The sequence below is a fragment of the Terrihalobacillus insolitus genome (assembly GCF_028416575.1).
Classification (GTDB): Bacteria; Bacillota; Bacilli; order Bacillales; family Amphibacillaceae; genus Terrihalobacillus; species Terrihalobacillus insolitus.
Map to the genome: position 1 here is coordinate 16,838 of NZ_JAMQKB010000015.1, position 21,309 is coordinate 38,146.

Consider the following 21,309-nt stretch of genomic DNA (forward strand, 5'->3'; position numbering starts at 1 on the left):
TAGCTAACCAATATATTTCCAAAAGGTACCGTATTTAACTGGGACTTTTTTGGCAAGTTGTTTTAGCTGTAGTTTTTTCATTTCGTTCGCTGTTTTTACGTTTGACCAATCGTATACAACGGAAATTTCCTTGTTGCCGACAAAACCATAGTGTGCTAAGAAATCTTCTAGTTCAGGCTTTGGAGCTGGAGTTGGATCCTTTTGAAGCATTTGTTTCAATACTTTTACATAAATTGTATAAGGGTATAAACCAGATATTTTAATGCCCTCTTCATCTGCAGATTGGTTAAAGAAAACCATTGTTGGAATATACTCGACATCCATTTCTTTCGTAAGCTTTAAATCACACTGAAAAGCTTTTTTTGCTGAAGCAGAATAGAGATCATATTGAAACTCATCTAAGTCCAATTTTGATTCTACTGCACACTGGTATAATATTGTTTCATCAGCAATATTCATTTTGTGGAGAAACAAAGATTCTTGGAGTCTCCTCAAAAATCTTCTTCCAGCTTTTTTCCCTTGGAGCTCAGCAGCCTTGATCGCTAAAGATGCAAGCCAAGGAGTGGAAATAGGGTTTTCAATCCACAAATCACCATCACAACTCATACCAGTTCGTTTTGCAGTTTTTTCCCATATATCCCTCAAATCCTGAGGGCGGTCAAACTTGTCCTTATTTAAGGTGGCAAGCTGTCCACTCAGGATAGGACGGATCGTGAAATATCTTCCATATTCAATCGTGAGTTTTTTAAGATAGGGCTCTAGCGACCAACACTCTGGACATAAGGGGTCAATAAATACATAAATTTCAACAGGCTTTTGTAAAAAATCAACAAAGCCATATTGTGCTTTTACATTTGTGTTCTGGTTATCTGATATTCCAGACGATTTCCAGTTCACATGGATTCTCCTTTCTCGTCCTCTGGTGTGTTCATCATATGCTGAGCAGTTAACGTTAGACGATCAAAAATGGCACTGCGATAGGGTTCTTCAATTTCAGCCTCATCAAGAGCTGCCTCCATACATTCTAACCACGCATCTTTTCTAGTAGGTGTTATTTGAAACGGTAAATGTCTTCTTCTTAACATAGGATGGCCATGTTCTTCTGAGTAAAGAGCAGGTCCACCAAACAACTGTGTCAAAAATTGTATCTGTTTTCGTGCTGTTTCCGTCAAATCACTTGGAAAAATTGGGATTAAATCAGGGTGGTTTCCAACTCTCTTGTAAAATGCTTTCACTAGTCTTCCAATTGTTTTGTTACCACCAATTGCTTCATAAATCGTACCTGATCGAGTCATTTAAACCATCCTTGTATATTTAAATCCTATTATTTTTAAATACTTGTTTAAAAAGTCGATAAAAATGGAACAAGCAGACGCGCCGCGTATCATTTGCTGACCTTTTTAACATCCTCTTTAGAGAATTTCAAATTATAGTTGTAGTATATTTTAGCAACGTTCATGCTGGAAGGGCAACTTATTTGTTTGGTAGTGTGTTGAAGAAGCGCTGAATCTTATTCATTGTTGGAGTTGGACTAATATGTTCCATTGCAATTAGTTCGTTGAAAAACGTTTCTCCTGCGGCTTTGGTTTTTGCTTCTATTTCTAGTTCAAAGTCTTTCCTGCCATTATATTTACTAACATCTAAAACGAGTAGTACTTGTCCAACTGCTAATTCCTTTCGTTTTGTAACAAGAGATCCCCAGTAAACCAACTGATCATTGGAAACCTCCAGCTTTTTCAATTGCTTAGTCACATTTTGTTTAGGCAATATCTTTCCACTGATCCATGACATAGCCTCTTTTTCAGTAAGTGTGTCATGTGTTTCGAGTAGACCTTTGTGATGCTGTTCCTTTAAAGTTAGCTTCCAGGTGCTGTTTTTTTCTCTTATTCGCAAAGCTGCACCAACACGCTTTAATTGGAAATCGCGAGTCTCAAAGTAATAGTTCGTTTGAAGTTGGGAAGGTACGGTTGTGAATGAGAACCGTTCATGTATACGTTCATACTCCTCTTTGGTTAAAAGCTGTTTGTATTCGATTTCGATTTCCTGTGACATGTTTTCCCACCTCCTAATTATTTTTCATTATGGTGAAAAAGGAGCAAAAAAGCAAAAGATACCTTTTTTTACATATACGTTTTCCGTGCAATATATATTTTTGTGATACAATTACTTTGGATCACAACGATGAGAAAAAGGCAAGGTGATGCAGGATATGAACTGGGAGGTATTCCTTGCGCCATATGGACAGGTGGTTGAGGAATTAAAGGTAAAACTGAAAGGGATGAGAGCCCAATTTCAATATGAGTCAAGGCACTCTCCGATAGAATTTATTACAGGCAGAGTAAAACCAACATCCAGCATATTAGAAAAAGCAAAACGCAGAAATATAGGGAGAAATCATATTGAAGAAGAGATGCAGGATATAGCAGGGGTTCGTGTTGTTTGTCAGTTTGTTGATGACATTTACACCGTGATTGACATGCTCAAATCAAGAAACGATTTCGTAATTGTAGAAGAAAAGGATTATATTTCACAAAAGAAGGAAAGTGGCTATCGCTCCTATCATATTATTGTAAAGTACCCAGTCGAAACGATTCATGGTGAAAAGAACATTTTAGCTGAGATCCAAATCAGAACACTTGCAATGAATTTTTGGGCAACAAATGAACATTCTTTAAACTACAAATATGCAGGTCAAATACCGGACAAGATAAAATCAAGACTTAAACGAGCAGCAGAGGCAGCTTTTAAGTTGGATGAAGAAATGTCTCAAATTAGGGGAGAAGTACAGGAAGCGCATCTTATTTTTCAGCATAAAAAGAAATGAAGTAACCTATGATTATTCTAGAAGAAAGGGGTAGCGACATGAAATTTGCCATACTGTCTAAGGGAGATAAGAAATCAGACGAAATAAAGACTAGAATTAAGCAATATTTAATCGATTTTGATTTAATATATGATGAAGATGCGCCAGATTTAGCGATTTCAGTAGGTGGGGATGGTACTTTTTTGGAAGCCTTTCATACATATGTGCACCGATTAAAAGATACTGCATTTATTGGGGTGCATACTGGGCATCTAGGATTTTACGCAGATTGGGTGCCAGAAGAAGTGGAAAAATTAATTATTGAAATTGCCAAAACACCTTTCCAGGTTGTAGAATACCCGTTATTAGAGGTGATCATAAATCCTAAATCCGATAGCCAAAAGGATCAATTTCTAGCTCTGAACGAATGTTCTGTTAAAACAACAGAGGGTTCGGTAGTACTTGACATAGAGATAAAGGGAGAACACTTTGAAACATTTCGTGGGGATGGACTATGTATTTCTACGCCATCTGGAAGCACGGCATACAACAAGGCTCTTGGCGGCGGTATTATTCACCCTTCGTTACCATCAATTCAAATTACGGAAATGGCTTCAATTAATAATCGGGTATTCCGTACGATCGGATCCCCACTTATTTTACCGCAACATCATGACTGTTTATTAAAGCCTTTGTATGATCGAAGCTTCTTAATTTCTATTGATCATATAACAAAAAGCTACGCAAATGTACAATCGATTGAATGTCGAGTAGCGAAAGAAAAAATTCGGTTTGCACGTTTTCGGTCTTTTCCGTTTTGGAAACGTGTGCGTGATTCTTTTGTTTCAGACGAACTATAAGTGTGTGTTCAAGCGAAGACACGAAATAACGGAGCATCTTCTAGAAAGAAAAGGTGGCACCAAGTGAAATGGGAAATTACAGCAGAACAGGAAGGCATGATCATCCGAGATTATTTAAAGGAAGTAAGAGGTTTTTCTAAAAGAATGATAAAGGTAGTAAAATTTGATGGTGGCGGCATCATCGTCAATGATACACCTGTAACTGTACGGTTTCACTTAAAAGCAGGGGATTGTTTGGAAATCCTACTTCCAGAAGAAGTGCGTGGTTCATTTATGAAGACAGAGGACATCGATTTAACGATCGTGTATGAAGACGATGATGTTCTTGTTCTGGAAAAACCACCAGGTATAGCGACAATCCCATCATTACACCATCCCTCAGGCACGATTGCGAATGGGTTGCTTGGATACTATGAGAAAAAGAACATCCAATATACGATACATGTTGTAACACGATTGGATCGGGATACTTCCGGATTGCTACTAATCGCAAAACATCGCTACAGTCACTCCTTGTTGTCAAGAGATCAAAGAAATGGGCTAGTAAACCGAAGCTACTATGCGATGATCGAAGGAAAGCTTACACAAAAAGAAGGAACCATCGATGCCCCAATTGGAAGAGATCCAACCTCTATCATACAAAGAAAAGTAACCGCGGATGGGAAGCACGCTGTGACACATTATCAGGTGGAACTGGAGAATTCCAGCTATACGCTTGTTCATGTGAAATTGGAAACGGGTAGGACACATCAAATTCGTGTGCATTTTGCTTTTATTAAGCATCCGTTAGTTGGAGATAGCTTATACGGTGGAATGACAGAAACACTGAACAGGCAAGCGCTTCATTGTAAATCCCTATCGTTTACCCATCCAACGACAAATGAAAGGTTAACCTTTCATTCAAAGTTACCCGATGATATTAGCCGATTACTGTGACGTATCGGCTTTTGCTTTTTTGGTGGACATTTGTTGCTTTAATCAAAATGGGTTAGCGGACATTTATTACACTGTTTGTGAGAATTAAAGCAAATCAGTTTTTTTTGATAAATAGTGGAACATATGTCCGCGAGCATTCCCAAAAAATCACTTTCACCTTAAATAACGGAATAAATGCCCACTTTTAAAATTATTACGATAACCTTTATAAAAAGGAATGAAATTTTTCCTCGACGAACGGCTGATTAGATGGAACAGAAATTGTTTTTTCCTCTGGTAGTTGAAAGCAAGTTAAGGCATTTCCAAACACACAGCCTGTATCGATGTTCATCGTTTTATTCACTTTCCTTGGTTCACATACAGGGGTATGACCATATACAATCCAACGGTTACCCGTATAACTCTTTGCCCAATCTCTTCTAACAGGTCGCCCGTCTTCATGAAATTCACCAGTGATATCTCCATACAAAACAAAAGTTTGTACCTTTTTGCTTTTATTGCCGATCATGTCTTCGCGAATTCCAGCGTGTGCAATAATGGCATCAACTTCTGAGATTTCCAGGTATAGCGGAGAAGTCTCATACAGCTTGATAAACATATGCTGGATCTGTTTTTGGTCTTTACTTGTTAGCTGTTTGAATTCTGCAACAGTTGTTTCAAGACCATGCTGTTCTTTAACTGGATTTCCTTGAAAGTAGCGATATAGTTTGTTGCAATGGTTTCCAGGAACATATCGAGCTGCTTTTTTTTCAATCACCATTCGATATACAAGACGGATTACGCCAATCGAATCAGGTCCTCGATCGGTTAAATCACCTATAAAGATCGGAACTCTTCCATCTGGATGAACTGGAATATCGCCTACTAAATCATATCCCAATTTCAAAAAAAGAGCATGAAGTTCTTCTGAGCAACCATGAATATCTCCAATAATATCGATCTTCATCAAATTATCCTCCATTGAAAACAGGGTGGGAAAGACATATTTATCTTTCCCACTTTTTTTCATAGTATAGGTAATGCGAATGTATTTGAGATAATTGTATTTCTTATAAAAAGTCCTCCAAAAGCTTCAAACAAAGTGCTACAACTTAGAGAGCTGTGAACAAGTTTATGTTCCTTTAAAAAACTGTTCAGTTTAGTATTGACATACCAATCAGTAGGGGGGAGTTACTGCCTGTTCTTAAAGTAATGGAGAAAGATCGTTAAATCTTTCTCCACAGCTTACAATCCATTCAATTTTTTGTTAATACTTAATGGCACACGTTTTAATATTGGAGTAGAAGCTTAATGCCGCCTGTCCTTGTTCTCGTGTATGAGAGCTGGATTGTTTTAACCCGCCAAACGGAGCTTGGTATTCTACCCCAGCAGTTTCCAAATTTACACGAACCATACCGATTTCAGCATCTTCCATAAACTGATGTGCTTTGTTCAAATTATTGGTGAAAATGGAGCCGCTAAGACCATAGCTAGATTTGTTTAAAACATTTACCGCTTCATCATAATCTTTGACTTTTATGACTACTGTGAGCGGACCAAACACTTCTTCTTGAAATAAAGGATGGTCACTTGTTACTCCGGTTACTGCAATTGGGTTGATGTAATAGCCGTCATAGCCTGGGTCATCTTCTTTTTCGTATATGACTTCTGCTTCGTTTTTTGCTAGTTCTACATATGATGTTACTTTTTCGAATTGTTCCTTAGATGCAACTGGTCCTAAATACGCATCTGCATTTAGAGCATGTTTTAATTGGACGTTTTTCATTTCCTGTTTTAATGCATCTATAAACTCGTCAAAAATGCCTTCTTCTACAATAATGCGGCTTGACGCTGTACATTTTTGGCCTGCAGAGCGAAATGTACCACTTACGATAGGAGGAAGGGCTGTTTGTAAGTCTGCATCATTTAGTACGACTGCAGCATTTTTTCCGCCCATCTCAGTCTGGTACTTGATGTTACGCTGTGCACAAATTCCTGCTAGCTTTGTTCCTGTTGCAGTAGATCCTGTAAATGAAACGGCATCCATATTAGCTTCTTCTGTAAGGTAAGCACCAACTTCTTTTCCTTGACCAATGACAAGATTAATAACGCCCTTTGGAACGCCTGCTTCTTCAACTATATTGCATAATTTAAATGCTGTGAGTGAACCATTTTCAGCCGGTTTCCAAACGATGGTGTTTCCGCAAATAAGGGCAGGTGCAAGCTTCCAAATGGGAATAGCAACAGGGAAGTTCCATGGCGTAATTAAAGCAACGACGCCTAATGGGATTCGTTTCGTATATTGTAGTACGCCCTTTGTAGTAGACGGAATTACGTCTCCATCTGAACGGACGCCCTCAGCAGCGTAATAGTTTAATAATTGAATGCCACGTACCACTTCCCCTTTCATTTCTCCGATGGGCTTACCCATTTCTCTCGATGCTAATTCAGCGAGCTCCTCAGCGTGGTTTTCTAGCGCTTGAGCCATTTTATAAAGGTATTGTCCACGCTCGTTGCCGGTTAAGCTTTTCCATTCTTTAAAAGCATTACGTGCAGAAACTTCAGCTGCTTTGGCTTGATCGGAAGTGGAAAAAGTAATCTCACCGACCGTTTCGGAAAGGTCAGATGGGTTTTTTACCGCAATGGACTTCCCATTACCTTTTTCCCATGCACTATTAATCCAGTTTTGTGTAACGATTCGTTGCTCTGTTACTGTCACTTTATCAGCTCCTTTTAAAATAAACTATAGTCTTAAGGTTGGCCTACTGCGTGTAAATAGGCATTTTTAATAGCAATATAGTCCTCATTTGTTAATGGTAAACGAGGTGGGCGTGTTGGTCCAGCGGGCTGGCCAGCAAGTTCCATCATATATTTAATAGCTTGAACTAATTGCGGTTCTGCATCGTAATGGAATAAAGGTAATAATTTCCGATATAAGGGTAATGCTTCGTCAATTTTACCGGTTCTTGCTAGGTTGAAAAGTTCAATTCCCTCTTTAGGAAGAGCGTTTGGAACACCAGAAATCCAGCCAGTTGCCCCGCTGATAGGGCCTTCCATAGCCAAATCATCTACACCAATTAGCACTTCTAAATCGGTTTTTTCTTTAATATCATGGACTCGACGAACATCCCCACTAAATTCCTTTACCCCAACCACATTGTCTAGCTTACTCAATTTGGTAAGAAAATCTGGAGTAAGATCTGTTGCGTAATCGCGAGGATTGTTATACACAATAATCGGTAACCCAACTTTTGACAATGCCTCATAATGATAGATCACTTCATTTTCTAATGGGTTGTAATTAATTGGTGGTAGAGCCATGAGACCTTCTGCACCTTTTTCTTTGGCGTGTTCTGCCCAGTATACAACGTCTTTTGTCGCTGGAGCCCCAGTACCAACTACAACAGGTACCTTGTTTTTACTAGCTTCCATTACGGTTTCTACAACAGTTGCTCGTTCTTGATCAGATAACGTTGCATATTCACCTAAAGAACCGGCAGGAATAAGACCAGCAACACCTTCATTTATTAACCATTCACAAATTTCGTGTAAGCGGTTTGTATCCACACTATAATCATCTGTCATAGGTGTAACGAGCGCTACATAGACTCCTTCAAAACGTGCCATAAAAAATCACTCCTCTATTAGTATTCAATGATAGTAATGCAATAATAATGCCAACTTTATAGAATTAGACAAGAAGATTTAGTTGGTTATCGATGCACCATTCAATTCATTTCTTCCTTTGTTAATATCAGGATGGAATTGGATTAGCGCATGATCACGCATTTTTTTTACGTGTTGAACTGCATCATCAATTGCGTTGTGATCTTGCAAGTAATGTAAGTCATGAGCAACAGATAACCCTGCAACTTTCCCTTGTGCTTTTGCCACTTTAGCGCTTTCTATCCCAGTTATGTTACCGGCTACATATAATTTTTCAACGGGTGTTTGCATTTGCTCATTGTGGACAGGAACATGTCCGCCAAGTGAAGGGATGAACTTAAAAGGACAAGCCGTTACCCCAATTAATTCTGTAAGCGGGTATAAGCCACCTGCGATACAAACAAAATCAACATCGATAATTTTTTCCGTCCCTTTCATAATGACCCCTGATGGTGTAATGTCCGCCACTTTCACACCTTCGACTTTTTCTTCTCCTAAAATTTCTATGACTGCTCTTCGTATCTGAATCGGTATTCCCCATGCTTTTAACCCATTTTTGGGAAAAGAGCGTACTACTAATTTTTCTAAAAACGACAATTTGTTGGTAAGGAACCCTCCCATTTTAAATAGAGGGGAGGGGGCAAGGTGAGCTAGTTTAGCAAGTTTTTGAAAAACTACTCCTGGTTGACTTGCTTCTTTGTTTAATAGATTGCAAGACGGTAAAACGATACTTTCTAGTTGAACCCCTGCTAATTTTAGTTCTCTTGCAATAGCTATCGATAACACGTTTATTCCGATAATGATTCCATGATGGCCTGGCTTTACATGATGGACATTGGCCATAACTTGTGCAGCTCCGATCGACATGACACCTGGTAACGTCCATCCTGGTAGAGGAATACTGTGCTCAGCCGCCCCTGTAGCAACAAGTAATGCCTGACTTTTAAACATTCCTTTGTCAGTTTGAATGTCCCAATGATTTGAATGCTTTTTGACATGGTGCACACTTGTTTCGAACTGAAATTGAATATGAAACTCGATTGCTTCGTTAAAAAGGTTAGTTGCTTCGTCTACGCCGTTCCACCAAATTCCATTAGACTCTTCATGAAGCTGGCCAAGTAACCGACCTCCAGGTTTCATAAACTCATCGATGACGGTCACGTTCACTCCATTTTTTGCAGCTGCAATAGCGGCAGACAGTCCTGCTGGTCCAGCGCCAACGATCACCAGTTGATTCATCATTCTTCTCCTTTCTTAAAGGGGGTGGGAAGTCGTTGACCTGAATGGATGACCATGCCATCTTCTAACGGGGTAAGACACGCTCTCTTTTCGGCTGTTTCGTTAACCGTTACTCTACATTCAAAACAGTGTCCGATATTGCAATAAATTCCTCGGGGCGAAGCTGTTTCTTCATGCACACGCAACGTACGAATACCGTTTAATAAAAGGGCACTTGCGATGGTATCGCCTTCTCTAGCGGTGTATATTTTCCCGTTAAATTCAAATTGAATTTCAGGAACATGTTGATCGACCGTTAGTATAGGATGTTCTTTTATTCTTAATGAAGCCATTTTTACTCCCCTCCAAATAACCTAAAAGGAATTGGGCGAACTGGAGGGCGATACGTTAACGGGATATTGTCAGCAGGCGGTTCGTTCTTTATTTCCGAAACAATTTGGTCGACTAGGTTTCGGCATGTTCTACCACCGCAGTAGCCCATAGCTGCTCTAGTTCTTAGTTTTATCTCTCTTGAGGAACACTGATATAATTCTGTTAGATGAACAATGTCTTCGTAACTAACTTCTTCGCAACGGCATATGATTATATCTTTTTCATTCATGACTGACCCTCCTTGTGTGGTTATAAATAAGAATTGCAATAATCATGCCAACTTTCTATTGCTTTTACCGAGTTCTGTGCCTTGATTTGATTTTTTTACACTGGTCTAAATTATTAGACGGTTGATGTTTAAATAATTAGACAAAGTGAAAGGTTGACCAGTATTTATGACGATATTCTGGATATTAAATGTACTGTCTTGGCTTGGCATAGTATTTGCATCATTGGTTGAAAAAGGGAGGATAGTAGATTATTATTTGAAAGCGTTACCAAACGGAATAATTTTAAGGGAGGATACTAATATTTTATGAGTCGTATTCAAGAGCCAAAACTATTGGAAGTTGTTACTGTCTTATGTTTGTTTTTAGTCATTATGTTTTTGTCAGTCTCGACGCTAGCATTACCTATTCAACTGGCATTATTTGCTTCCTGGTTTTTATTTATCGGTCTGGGGCTAAAGTTGAAGCATACGTACAAAGAATTACAAGATTCCATATTAACAGGGATTTACAATGGACTTGAGGCTACATTAGTGCTATTTACCGTTGGTGCCTTAATTGGTACGTGGATTGCTGGTGGCGTAGTGCCTGGGCTTATCTATTATGGTCTGCAAATGATACACCCGTCTATCTTTTTATTAGCTACGATGATCATTTGTTCCATCACATCACTGGCAACTGGTACTTCATTTGGAACTGCTGGAACAGCTGGTATCGCTATGATGGGAATCGGTGCGAGCTTTGGAGTTCCATTACCGCTAGTGGCTGGTGCGGTATTATCTGGTGCCTATTTTGGAGATAAGTTGTCTCCGTTGTCTGATACAACCGTTATGACGGCATCTTTATCTAAAATTGATGTAATAGACCACGTTAAAGGGATGCTTTTTATTAGTGTGCCTACTTATATTATAACAGCGGTGCTTTTTACTGTAGTTGGTTTATTTTATGTTAGTGGTTCAGCTGACTTAAGTCGTGCTGAATCTGTAGCGACTGCACTAGGTGAAAATTTCTCTATCCACTGGTACACCTTGCTTCCTGCCGTTATTGTTATTGCACTTTTAGCAATGAAAAAACCTTCTATTCCAACAATCTCGTTTGGCGCCCTGTTAGGTATTTTATGGGCGATTTGGTTCCAAGGAATGGATAGTGTGGAGGCAATAAAAACGGCTTATAATGGTTTTTCGATCGATTCAGGAATTGATTTTTTAGATAGTCTTCTGAACGCAGGAGGTATAGAAGCAATGCTAGGTGTCATTGCGCTTATATTGCTTGCTCTTGGTTTAGGAGGATTAATGGATCGTATTGGCGTTCTATATGCCTTCAGTAGTATGTTCAAAAATTGGGTAGAAAACGGGAAAGAGAAAAAGTCTGGTCGATTAACCGTGTCAACCGTTCTATCCGCATTCTTTGGTAATTTCTTTGGTAGTGCTGCTTACGTATCCATGATTACGGGAACAAAAATTACCGAAAAGTTATACGATGAGATGGGTGCTGATCGTAGAGCCTTATCACGAAACACAGAGGCCGGTGGTACGTTAACGGCTCCAATGGTACCTTGGTCGGATGCGGGTGTCTATATGACAGCAGTGTTGGGGGTTTCTACGTTAGAGTATTTGCCATTTATGTGGTTAAATTTTATTAGCATCATCGTGACAGTGTACTTTGGTTATAAAGGTAGAAATTTCTGGCTAGATAAGAAATCCCAGCAAAACGTTGATCAATCAGCATAGTGAGGAAAAGGCATCGGAACAATCCGGTGTCTTTTCCTCACTTTAAGAAAGCATAAATATTGAAGGATTAAAGCATAAGAAATTTCGGCACTTGCTATAAGAAAAGGCGAATGCCGATTTTTTAATGGATAATAAAATCAGGTGGTATCTGAAATGTTTAATTTATTCATTTTATTATAAAGCGTTGCTCTAGAAACACCTAACAATTCCGCTGCCTTGTTTTTATTATGTTTGGCTTGCTCTAATGCTATTATAATAATATCTTTCTCGTGCGTTTCCATTTCTTCTTTTAAAGAAGAAACACCCTTTTTCCTCTCTGTTAATGTTTGTGTATCAAAAATGTCGACGCTGTTCAATTGACTTGGGTCGGTTTGGAATGGAAGGTCGTGAATATCTAACTCTCCGTTAACGGAAAAGACGACAAGCCGTTCGATCGCATTACGCAATTCTCTTATGTTACCTGGCCAATGATGGCTTAGCAGAGCCCGCATGATCATTTTCGGAATTTCGTTGACTTCACGATTATATTTAGTAGCAAATTCATATAGAAACATGTGGCTTAATTCTACTACATCCTCAATTCGTTCTCGTAACGGTGGGATCTTTATACTAACAATGTTTAGACGATAATATAAATCTTCTCTAAACTTGCCTTCATCAATTAGCGTTTGGAGATCTTTGTTCGTTGCTGTTATGATTTGGCATTCGGTTTGCTTTTGTTTTGTCCCGCCAACAGCGTAATATTTACCTTCTTGCAACACACGGAGAAATTTTACTTGCATTTCTAATGGAAGCTCACCAATTTCATCGAGAAAGAGTGTGCCCCCTTTGGCTAAATCGAATTTCCCTTTTTTACCTTGTGTATTTGCCCCAGAAAAAGCTCCTTTTTCATAACCAAATAATTCACTTTCAAACAAAGATGGAGGAATTGCTCCGCAGTTAACAGCGATAAACGGAGCGACCTCGTCTGTGCGAATATCGTGTATGGCTCTAGCGAACAATTCTTTTCCAACGCCAGAGTCGCCAAGTAGTAACACTCTTGCTTGAGTAGTACCAATTTGTTTTACTTTTTCAATCGTTTTTCTTATTGGTGCGCTAGAACCTTTTATTGCATTAAAAGGATTGTAGGATGGCCGAATACGTGACACTTCTTCCCTTAGAGTTTGAATTGTCTTGTTCGCATTGTTTAATTCTTTATTGAGTTGCACTTGGTAGGTGACGTCTGTCTCCGTTACGACGACACCGACGATATCTTCACCGATCTTAACTGGATTTGTATTGATCAAGACAAACAAATCTTCTCTAGGCTGATGCTGTTTGTGACGAACACTTTTCCCGGTTTCTAATGTGTTTATATTTTCTAGCATTTGGTTTTGGAAAAAATCTGTCATTGGTTTGCCGATGATCTCTTCCTTTTTAATGGAAAACAATTTTTCTGCACCACTTGTCCAAACGACCGTATTTTTGTCTTTATCAATAACAGAAATACTAGAGTCAGTGGTATCTAGAATTGTATCATAATAGGTTTTTAAATAGGTGTAAGATTGGAGAGCGATATGGGCTATTTCAGAAGATACTAGGTAACCAATAACGGTGGATTGATTCATAACAAGTAGGTGATCGTAATTGGTGATTTTTTCAGCGATCGTTTGCCAGTCTTCGTTCAAATTTATGATCTCGGCTTGATTCCAAGGCATATCATCTGTTGATACATTGTAAGCAGTTAAGTTGCTAAAGACCGTATTGGAGAGCGAGTAATACTGGTTTTGTTTTTTTTGGAAAATAACAGGATTACAGTCATGTTGAAAAATATCTCCATTGTTCACTATCATAGTAAAATTTTTATGAATGAGTTTTTCTATACTTGGTAACAAATGTTTCACTTCGATTCCCCCTTGTAGCTAATCAAAAATTCTTTTGTCACAGATTCACGGGCAGTAAACCTCACCTTTATAAAAATTTAAACACATTTATCCTGAACTGTCTAATTATTTAGAAAAAAAGCGTTTGCTAAGTTGAATAGTTGGCATATTACTTGCATTACAAACGACAAGGGAGGGTTCAGCCATGAAGGAAAAACGTACAGAAGTTGCTGTGATAGGCGGAGGTATTGTTGGATGTGCTGTCGCCTATTACATTTCCAAATTAGGTTATGAAGTGACTATAATAGAAAAAAACGAATTAGCAAGTGGAACGAGTTCCCATTGCGACGGAAATATTTTGGCGATAGATAAAGATCCAGGATTTGATAGTCAAATGGCTTTAAAAAGTCAGAAACTAATTGGTCAGCTAGTAAAAGAGTTACCAATGGAATTTGAGTATAGACAGCCAGGTAGTATTTTAGTTTGTGAGACAGAAGAAGAAATGGGTGCCGCTGAACGATGGGTGAAATCACAACAAGAAGCTGGCTTACCGTTTCGGATGCTGGATCAATCTGATTTACGATACGAATCGAAATATTTGGCCGATGATCTGTTAGGAGGTCTTGAGTGCGGGTCTGATTCGACCGTTAATCCGTACTTATTAACGTACGCTTTGTATGAGGGTGCTAAACAATTGGGGGCTAGTTTAATGAAACAAACGTCCGTTAAAAATATGAGCTACGATAATGAAAACTATACGATTGAAACAGATCGTGGCGTGATTACCGCTAATCAGGTCGTAAACTGTGGAGGGGTTTGGGCACCTGAAATGGGGGAAATGTTAGATTTGAAAATTCCGATCTATCCACGAAAAGGTCACATATTGGTATCTTCTCGTCAAGTACCTGTGTCCCCAAGAAAAGTAATGGAATTCGGTTATTTGATGTCTAAATTTGGTGGCGAGAGAAAGGTAGATGAGGATATCGTGAAATATGGTGTTGCTTTAGTATTTGAGCCAACTCAGAGTCAAAATTTCTTACTAGGTTCTAGTAGGGAATTTGTCGGATTTAGTACGGATGTGGATTGGGATGTAGTAAAAAGTGTTGCGCGTAGGTGTATGCGCTTTTACCCAAAATTAAAAGATATGAATCTACTCCGTGCTTATGCTGGGTTAAGACCGTGGACAGCGGATAATTTACCGATTGTTTCTGACGTGAAACAGTACCCTGGTTACTATGTCGCCGCAGGGCATGAAGGGGATGGGATTGGTTTAGCAGCCATTACTGGGAAGGTAATAGCAGAAATGATCAGCAATCAATCGACGAGCATAGATTTGGAGCCTTTAAGGTATGATCGTTTCGAGAAAGAAGGTGTACAATTATGAAATTAGACAAACTCGTCACTACCATTGACACACATACAGGCGGAAATCCGACTCGAACAGTTATTAGCGGAACACCAAAGTTACAAGGGGAGACCATGAGTGAACGAATGTTGTATATGAAAAACCATTGCGATTGGTTTCGCCAAGCATTAATGAATGAACCAAGGGGACATGATATTATGTCTGGTGCAATTTTGCAGGAACCATGCCACCCTGATGCAGATATAGGCGTAATCTATATCGAAACGGGTGGGTACTTGCCCATGTGTGGTCATGACACCATCGGATTTTGCACCGCTTTGGTTGAAACTGGATTAATTGAGTATAAAGAACCTCAAACAACACTCACGTTAGATACACCAGCTGGATTGGTCACAGTAGATATTCAGATCGAAAACGGCAAAGCGAAGACCGTATCATTCAAAAATGTTCCTTCCTTTTTATATAAGCATGTGAACGTTAGCGTTGAAGGAATAGGGAACCTCGATGTTGACATTGCTTACGGCGGGAATTTTTATGGGATTGTATCAGCTAATGAAATGGGTCTTTCGTTAGAACCGTCTAATGCTAGTGAAATTATTGAAAAGGCTATATTGATCAGACAAACGATAAATAAACGGACGGAAATCGTTCACCCAGAAAATGAATTTATCAAAGGATTAACTCATATTGAGTTCTATACCACTCCGAGTCATCCAGAAGCTCATGTTAAAAACACGGTTGTCGTTCCTCCAGGTGGAATCGATCGTTCTCCCTGCGGTACCGGTACTTCAGCAAAAATGTCGATGTTATTTTCAAAAGGTGAATTGCAAAAGGGTGAAGAATTTGTTCACGAAAGCATTGTTGGCTCTATTTTTAAGGGATACATCTCTGAGACTACTAAAGTAGGTGATTATCCAGCAACCATTAACTATATTGGTGGTTCTGCTTGGGTCACAGGACATCACCAATTTATATTGGATTATAATGATCCTTTATTAACAGGATTTTTACTAATACCAGAAATGGAAGACCACTAAAGGAGGGGCAGGATGAGAATGAATAACTATATCACAACAACGGATGTTCATGTTGCAGGAGAACCGATACGCGTGATTCATATTAATGCATTATTTAATTTAAAAGATACAATGGAGGGATATCAACAAGTATTGAACCGTCCTACCAATCAATCGAATTGGAAAAGGTTGTTGGAGGAACCTCGTGGACATAGCGAAATGAGACTTTGTTTTATTACACCTCCTGTTTCGGAAAATGCAGACGTAGGAATTTTATTCAAAGATATAGAAAAGGATATACCCCTTTTAACACACGGCCTAGTGGGGGTTGTTACCGTTTTAGCAGAAACGATGGGCATCATAAAAGATAACTATATACTGGATCACTTAGATGGACAATGCTGTGTTTCTGTAGATTTTAATGATGCTGATGAAAAAGTGACAGAAGTACGAGTTCAGGAAGAAGCGACTTTTATACAAAAAGATGTAGTAATGGAAGGATCGTCACTTGACCTTGTGGCAGTAAACGGAAATAAGATGGCTATTTTAAATGCAAGTGATGTGAATGTAACGTTGGGGATTGAGGATATGAATGTTTTAAAAGCAAAGTCCAATAAGATTTTTGAACAAATTAGTGAGGTGGAGTTAAGTCACATCTTGTTTTATGAAATTAACAGTGAAGGTGAGCATCCTATTTTAACGATCGATCGAATTGGCCATATCGACCGATCTCCATTCTCAGGTACAGCTGGATTTATTGCCTATTTGTACGGCGAGGGAGATGTGAGCGAGAGTAACTCGTATTCTCCAGTAAAAAACTTTTTAGGTCATATCGTAGATGCGCGAATTTTGGATGTAGAAAAGGAAACAATTCGTATCGAAACTAAGGGAGTAGGCTATATTACTGGTCTGCATCGTTTTGTTATCGATGCTACAGACCCTTTGAAAGATGGGTTTTTGGTTAAATGACGTGATATAATCATTTGAACCCTTCACGCCATAGTAAACCCTGACTTTGGCTCTTTTGTATTGAAATTTCTAGGATGTTAGACACATAAAGTAAATAATGTATAAATCTTTAGACCTAGATAATTAAAGCGATTTATATATAATAATTTTTTTCTTCATTCTAATGTGTAATTACAGGAGTATTATTCTAAATATTTTGTTAATAATGAATTTTGGCATATATATTGCATTTAATTTGACAAATACAGTTGCTTTGAATGGTTTTTTGATAAAACAAACAACTCAAAAATTATAAAAAAGCAGCTGTGCTCCATATGGGTGGATACAGGTTAAATTCTCTTAGGGAGGGATCAAAATTTGGAAAATTTTAAAATTAATTAGTGGAATTTAGTACAACATAATCTGAATAGTCGCTTTTAAGGTCTAGGGAAACTAATCATCCATAAGGGACGAAGAGGTTTATTTTTAAAATGGAGGAGATTAATATGGGACGTTATCGATTAGGCGTGGATATCGGTGGTACTTTTACTGATGTTGTATTACACGATAAACAAACAGAACATTATAGTACTGAAAAGATACCAACAACACCAGGTAATCTATCAGAAGGTGTATTGAACGGTGTTACAAAATTAGTAGAGGATTTTAGCGATGTTGATTTCTTTGTTCATGGAACTACAGTAGGATTGAATGCATTTTTAGAAAGAAAAGGTGCGAAAATGGCACTGATTGTAACGAAGGGATTTCGTGACCTATACGAAATAGGACGAGCTAATCGATCTGAGATTTATAATATACAATATCGCCAACCTAGCCCATTAATTAAACGTCGGAATATCTATGAAGTAGAGGAGAGAGTATTAGTAGATGGTAGTGTTGGAACCTCTCTAAATATTGAAAGTTTGGAGCAGGTGATAGAAAACATTTCCGAACGGGAGTATGATTCTGTTTCTGTCTGTTTATTGCATGCATATAAAAATCCCGATCATGAAAAGGAGATTAAAACAATAATTAAGGAAAAGCTACCAAGGATGTCCGTATCTTTGTCGCATGAAGTTGTAAGAGAATGGCGGGAATATGAGAGGACTAGTACAACAGTTATTAATGCGTATATAGCTCCTATCGTAGAAAATTATTTGACTAAGTTTGAAAAAGAAGCGGTGAATAAAGGATTGGATGGAAGTCTTTATATAATGCAGTCCAATGGTGGAGTTATGACTTCTGAAATTGCCAAGGAAAAGCCAATTCAAACGCTAATGTCCGGACCAGTTGGGGGTACAATGGGAAGTATTCAATTAGGTAAAACAACTGACCACAAAAATTTGATTTGTGTTGATATGGGTGGCACAAGTTTTGACGTTAGTATAGTAATTAACGGTGAACCTGATGTTACTGCGGAAGCAAGTCTGGAGAAATTTCCAATAATGTCTCCAATGGTTAATATCCATACTATTGGAGCTGGTGGTGGTTCAATTGCTTGGTTGGAAGGTGGAGGACTTCGTGTAGGGCCACATAGTGCAGGTGCTAATCCTGGTCCAGCTTGTTATGGTAACGGGGGGACAGAAGCAACTGTTACCGATGCTAACCTTGTCTTAGGTAGGATTGATTCTGAAGGCTTCCTCGGTGGCAATATGAAATTAGACATAGATGCATCATTTAAAGCAATTGAAAAGTTGGCAATCCAATTGAACTTAAGTGTTATTGAAACAGCGGAAGGGATTTGTGAAATTGCAAATGCAAAAATGGCAGATGCCATAAGGACTCTGACTATAAGTAAGGGAATCGATCCACGTGATTTTGCCCTAGTTGCATTTGGTGGGGCAGGTCCAATGCATTCGGTTCTAATTGCGGAACATTTAGGAATAGATAGAATTCTTATACCAACGGTAGCAGGTACTTTTTCTGCTTGGGGAATGCTTAAAACGGACATCCGCCATGATGATGTTCGCACATTTGTATCTTTGCTAAGCGATTGTGATAAAGAGAAAATGAATGCTCTTTATCAAGAAATGCAAAGGGGAACTTCTGATGTTCTTAAACAACAAAAAATGCAAAGTAATCAAATGCAATTTACGTGGTTAGCAGATTTACGATATGTAGGACAGGAATACACTGTAACTGTTACATGTTCTCCTGGCAAGATAACTGATCAGTCATTGAAACAACTTTCTCAACTATTTCATGAAAACCATCTGAAAATTTATGGGCACAATGATCCAAGTGGAATAGTAGAAGTTGTTAACCTTCGTGTAGTAGGTTATGGAAAGTTGGAAAATGAAGAAAAAGCAACAACTACTAATAAATCACAAAAAAAACCAGATCCAATACGGATGAAACCAATTGTTTGGTATGGTCAGGAAGAAGAGACACCGGTATATTCGATTCAAGATTTATCATATGGCCAGGAAATAAATGGGCCTACAGTCATTGAATCACCTACTTCAACTATTGTTGTACCTGCTAATTATCATGTTGATGTAGATCGTGTTGGAAATCTTGAAATTATAAGGAGGAATAATAGATGAGGGAAGAAAATCAATTTGATTTCTTAGAAAACCCTGTCACAACAGAAATCATCCGAAATGCATTAAGTTCTGCTGCTGAAGAAATGAATGAGAGTCTAGCTCGAAGTTCCTATTCTCCAATAATTTATGAGATGAAGGATTGTAGTGTTGGAATTTTTAACAAAGATGCAGAACTATTGGGGCAATCGTCTGGGCTTCCTATGTTTTTAGGAAATTTGGATGAGTGTATTAAACTAACTACAGAATATATAGGCGGTAATAATAAATATCAGCCTGGAGATATTTTTATCATGAATGACTCTTATATGGCTGGTACGCACTTAAATGATATTACAGTAATATCGCCCATTTTTTATAAAAACGATATAGTTGGCTTTTCAGCAACCCGTGCCCATTGGCTAGACTTAGGCGCTAAAGACCCAGGATATCCAATGGATGCTACTGAGATTTATCAAGAAGGGGTGCGTATCCCGCCGACTAAAATTTATGATGCAGGTCAACCCCGAAAAGATATAATTGACCTCATTACAATGAATAGCAGGTTACGAAAGTCTGCTTTAGGAGATTTAAACGCTCAAATTGCTGCTTGTCGTACGGGAGAAAACCGTATGCTGGATATCATAAAGAGACATGGACTGGATACTATCCAGCGCTCAATTGTTGATATTTTTAAGCAATCGGAAATAATGGATAAAGAACATATTTCCAGAATTCCAGACGGGGTTTACGAAGAAGAAGGTACTTTGGATAACGATGGCGTGACAGATGAACCTGTTCTTGTCAAGGTGAAAGTTACTGTAGAAGGGGAAAATTTAAAAATAGACCTAACGGGTTCTAGTAAGCAACGTAAAGGAATGACAAATTGTGGTTTAGCTCAAACCATATCAGCTTGTCGTGTTGCCTTTAAACACCTTATAAGCCCTGATTCTCAGGTGACTGGTGGTAATTTTAAAACTATGGAAATTGTTGTTCCAAAAAAGACAATTTTTAGTGCCGAGGAACCGGTTGCTTGTGGGTGGTATTTTTCAGCTTTAGGACTTTTAATTGATTTAGTTATCAAAGCTTTATCACCTGTACTAAAAGAAGAGAGCGCTGCTGCTCACTATGGTGATTCAATGGTTGTTACGTTTGCAGGCTATGATGATAAAAATGATTCTTCTTTCTTATATGTTGAACCTACAGCCGGAGGATGGGGAGCTTTTGCAGCAGATGATGGGCAGTCTGGCCTAATCAACAATGTAAACGGTGATTTTAAGAACTTACCAGTTGAGGTTTTAGAGGATAAATACCCTCTGAAAATTAATTCATATGGATTAAGGGCAAATTCAGGTGGGCCAGGGAGAAACCGTGGAGGCTTAGGAATTAAAAGGGAATATGAACTTCTCTCTAAGGATGCTAATTTATACCTTTGGTTTGAGCGGTCTAAAACACCAGCCTGGGGGTTATTTAATGGCGAATCAGGTCAAAAACCACGAGTAACCGTAAAGAGAAGCATCGAGGAAGAAACTATGCTTAAAGTAAATGCAAGGCCAATAACACAAGGAGATTTAGTAGTTGTTGAAACTGGTGGAGGAGGAGGTTTCGGGCATCCATTTGATCGAACTCCGGTATTAGTACTAGAAGATTTGCTTGATGGTTATATCGATAAGGATGAGGCGCAAAATAAATATGGAGTTGTAGTCGAGATGAAATTAGATTCCTATGAGATTGATTATAGTAAAACGGAGAAATACCGGAGAATAAACCGTTAGGGTGGTCA

Annotated in this window: 19 protein-coding genes; 9 read left to right on the forward strand and 10 right to left on the reverse strand. The window is 38.5% G+C overall.

Features of this window, described 5'->3' with window-relative positions; all coding sequences use genetic code 11:
• Positions 1-3: 3 nt before the first annotated feature.
• The 3 genes from NC797_RS13115 to NC797_RS13125 all read right to left on the reverse strand — a co-directional run bounded on the left by NC797_RS13115 (position 4) and on the right by NC797_RS13125 (position 2,052).
• Positions 4-897: a ClpXP adapter SpxH family protein gene (locus NC797_RS13115; RefSeq protein WP_272437248.1), complete on the reverse strand. Its 894-nt coding sequence runs from the start codon at positions 895-897 to the stop codon at positions 4-6.
• A complete protein-coding gene (locus NC797_RS13120) occupies positions 894-1,295 on the reverse strand; it encodes a globin domain-containing protein (protein ID WP_272437249.1) in 402 nt (133 codons plus the stop codon). The genes NC797_RS13115 and NC797_RS13120 overlap by 4 nt, the downstream gene beginning before the upstream one ends.
• A 178-nt stretch (positions 1,296-1,473) precedes the next feature.
• A complete protein-coding gene (locus tag NC797_RS13125; protein ID WP_272437250.1) occupies positions 1,474-2,052 on the reverse strand; it encodes a CYTH domain-containing protein in 579 nt (192 codons plus the stop codon).
• Between the two features lie 157 nt (positions 2,053-2,209).
• Between NC797_RS13125 and yjbM the strand changes: the two genes are divergently transcribed.
• The 3 genes from yjbM (at position 2,210) to NC797_RS13140 (ending at position 4,599) form a co-directional block, all read left to right on the forward strand.
• Positions 2,210-2,824: a GTP diphosphokinase gene (yjbM, locus tag NC797_RS13130; RefSeq protein ID WP_272437251.1), complete on the forward strand. Its 615-nt coding sequence runs from the start codon at positions 2,210-2,212 to the stop codon at positions 2,822-2,824.
• A 38-nt stretch (positions 2,825-2,862) separates the two neighbouring features.
• Positions 2,863-3,663 (forward strand): NAD kinase, encoded by an 801-nt coding sequence (locus tag NC797_RS13135; RefSeq protein WP_272437252.1) that lies wholly within the window; start codon positions 2,863-2,865, stop codon positions 3,661-3,663.
• Positions 3,664-3,759: 96 nt separating this feature from the next.
• On the forward strand, positions 3,760-4,599 hold the full coding sequence (locus tag NC797_RS13140) for an RluA family pseudouridine synthase (protein ID WP_272437296.1): 840 nt from the start codon (positions 3,760-3,762) through the stop codon (positions 4,597-4,599).
• A 205-nt stretch (positions 4,600-4,804) separates the two neighbouring features.
• On the opposite strand, the gene prpE is transcribed toward NC797_RS13140, so the two are convergent.
• The 6 genes from prpE to NC797_RS13170 form a co-directional block, all read right to left on the reverse strand.
• A complete protein-coding gene (gene prpE, locus NC797_RS13145) occupies positions 4,805-5,545 on the reverse strand; it encodes a bis(5'-nucleosyl)-tetraphosphatase PrpE (RefSeq protein WP_272437253.1) in 741 nt (246 codons plus the stop codon).
• 300 nt (positions 5,546-5,845) lie between these two features.
• Positions 5,846-7,276 (reverse strand): aldehyde dehydrogenase family protein, encoded by a 1,431-nt coding sequence (locus NC797_RS13150; RefSeq protein ID WP_272437298.1) that lies wholly within the window; start codon positions 7,274-7,276, stop codon positions 5,846-5,848.
• 53 nt (positions 7,277-7,329) lie between these two features.
• Positions 7,330-8,205 (reverse strand): dihydrodipicolinate synthase family protein, encoded by an 876-nt coding sequence (locus NC797_RS13155; protein WP_272437254.1) that lies wholly within the window; start codon positions 8,203-8,205, stop codon positions 7,330-7,332.
• A gap of 78 nt (positions 8,206-8,283) precedes the next feature.
• The gene (locus NC797_RS13160; protein ID WP_272437255.1) at positions 8,284-9,483 is read right to left on the reverse strand and encodes an NAD(P)/FAD-dependent oxidoreductase; all 1,200 of its coding nucleotides are present in this window, start codon (positions 9,481-9,483) and stop codon (positions 8,284-8,286) included.
• Positions 9,483-9,815, reverse strand: coding sequence for a (2Fe-2S)-binding protein (locus NC797_RS13165; RefSeq protein ID WP_272437256.1), 333 nt, complete (start codon positions 9,813-9,815; stop codon positions 9,483-9,485). The genes NC797_RS13160 and NC797_RS13165 overlap by 1 nt, the downstream gene beginning before the upstream one ends.
• Before the next feature lie 2 nt (positions 9,816-9,817).
• Positions 9,818-10,084: a (2Fe-2S)-binding protein gene (locus NC797_RS13170; protein ID WP_272437257.1), complete on the reverse strand. Its 267-nt coding sequence runs from the start codon at positions 10,082-10,084 to the stop codon at positions 9,818-9,820.
• Between the two features lie 306 nt (positions 10,085-10,390).
• Here NC797_RS13170 and nhaC point away from each other — a divergent pair, with 306 nt between their 5' ends.
• On the forward strand, positions 10,391-11,812 hold the full coding sequence (nhaC, locus tag NC797_RS13175; protein ID WP_272437258.1) for a Na+/H+ antiporter NhaC: 1,422 nt from the start codon (positions 10,391-10,393) through the stop codon (positions 11,810-11,812).
• 137 nt (positions 11,813-11,949) lie between these two features.
• Here nhaC and NC797_RS13180 read toward each other — a convergent pair whose 3' ends face one another.
• Entirely contained in the window at positions 11,950-13,695 is a 1,746-nt protein-coding gene (locus tag NC797_RS13180; protein ID WP_272437259.1) for a sigma-54 interaction domain-containing protein, read from the reverse strand.
• Between the two features lie 184 nt (positions 13,696-13,879).
• On the opposite strand from NC797_RS13180, the gene NC797_RS13185 reads away from it, so the two are divergent.
• From NC797_RS13185 to NC797_RS13205, 5 genes are all read left to right on the forward strand, one after another.
• Positions 13,880-15,058 carry an NAD(P)/FAD-dependent oxidoreductase gene (locus NC797_RS13185; protein WP_272437260.1) on the forward strand — a complete coding sequence of 393 codons (1,179 nt, stop codon included), beginning with the start codon at positions 13,880-13,882 and terminating at the stop codon, positions 15,056-15,058.
• Positions 15,055-16,077 carry a 4-hydroxyproline epimerase gene (locus tag NC797_RS13190; RefSeq protein WP_272437261.1) on the forward strand — a complete coding sequence of 341 codons (1,023 nt, stop codon included), beginning with the start codon at positions 15,055-15,057 and terminating at the stop codon, positions 16,075-16,077. Before NC797_RS13185 ends, NC797_RS13190 begins: the two co-directional genes overlap by 4 nt.
• 12 nt (positions 16,078-16,089) lie before the next feature.
• Positions 16,090-17,025, forward strand: a complete 936-nt coding sequence (locus NC797_RS13195) for a proline racemase family protein (RefSeq protein WP_272437262.1) — start codon at positions 16,090-16,092, stop codon at positions 17,023-17,025.
• 485 nt (positions 17,026-17,510) lie between these two features.
• Complete coding sequence (locus tag NC797_RS13200) at positions 17,511-19,550, forward strand: hydantoinase/oxoprolinase family protein (RefSeq protein WP_272437263.1); 2,040 nt, start codon at positions 17,511-17,513, stop codon at positions 19,548-19,550.
• Positions 19,547-21,301 carry a hydantoinase B/oxoprolinase family protein gene (locus tag NC797_RS13205; protein WP_272437264.1) on the forward strand — a complete coding sequence of 585 codons (1,755 nt, stop codon included), beginning with the start codon at positions 19,547-19,549 and terminating at the stop codon, positions 21,299-21,301. Before NC797_RS13200 ends, NC797_RS13205 begins: the two co-directional genes overlap by 4 nt.
• The last annotated feature ends 8 nt before the right edge of the window (positions 21,302-21,309 follow it).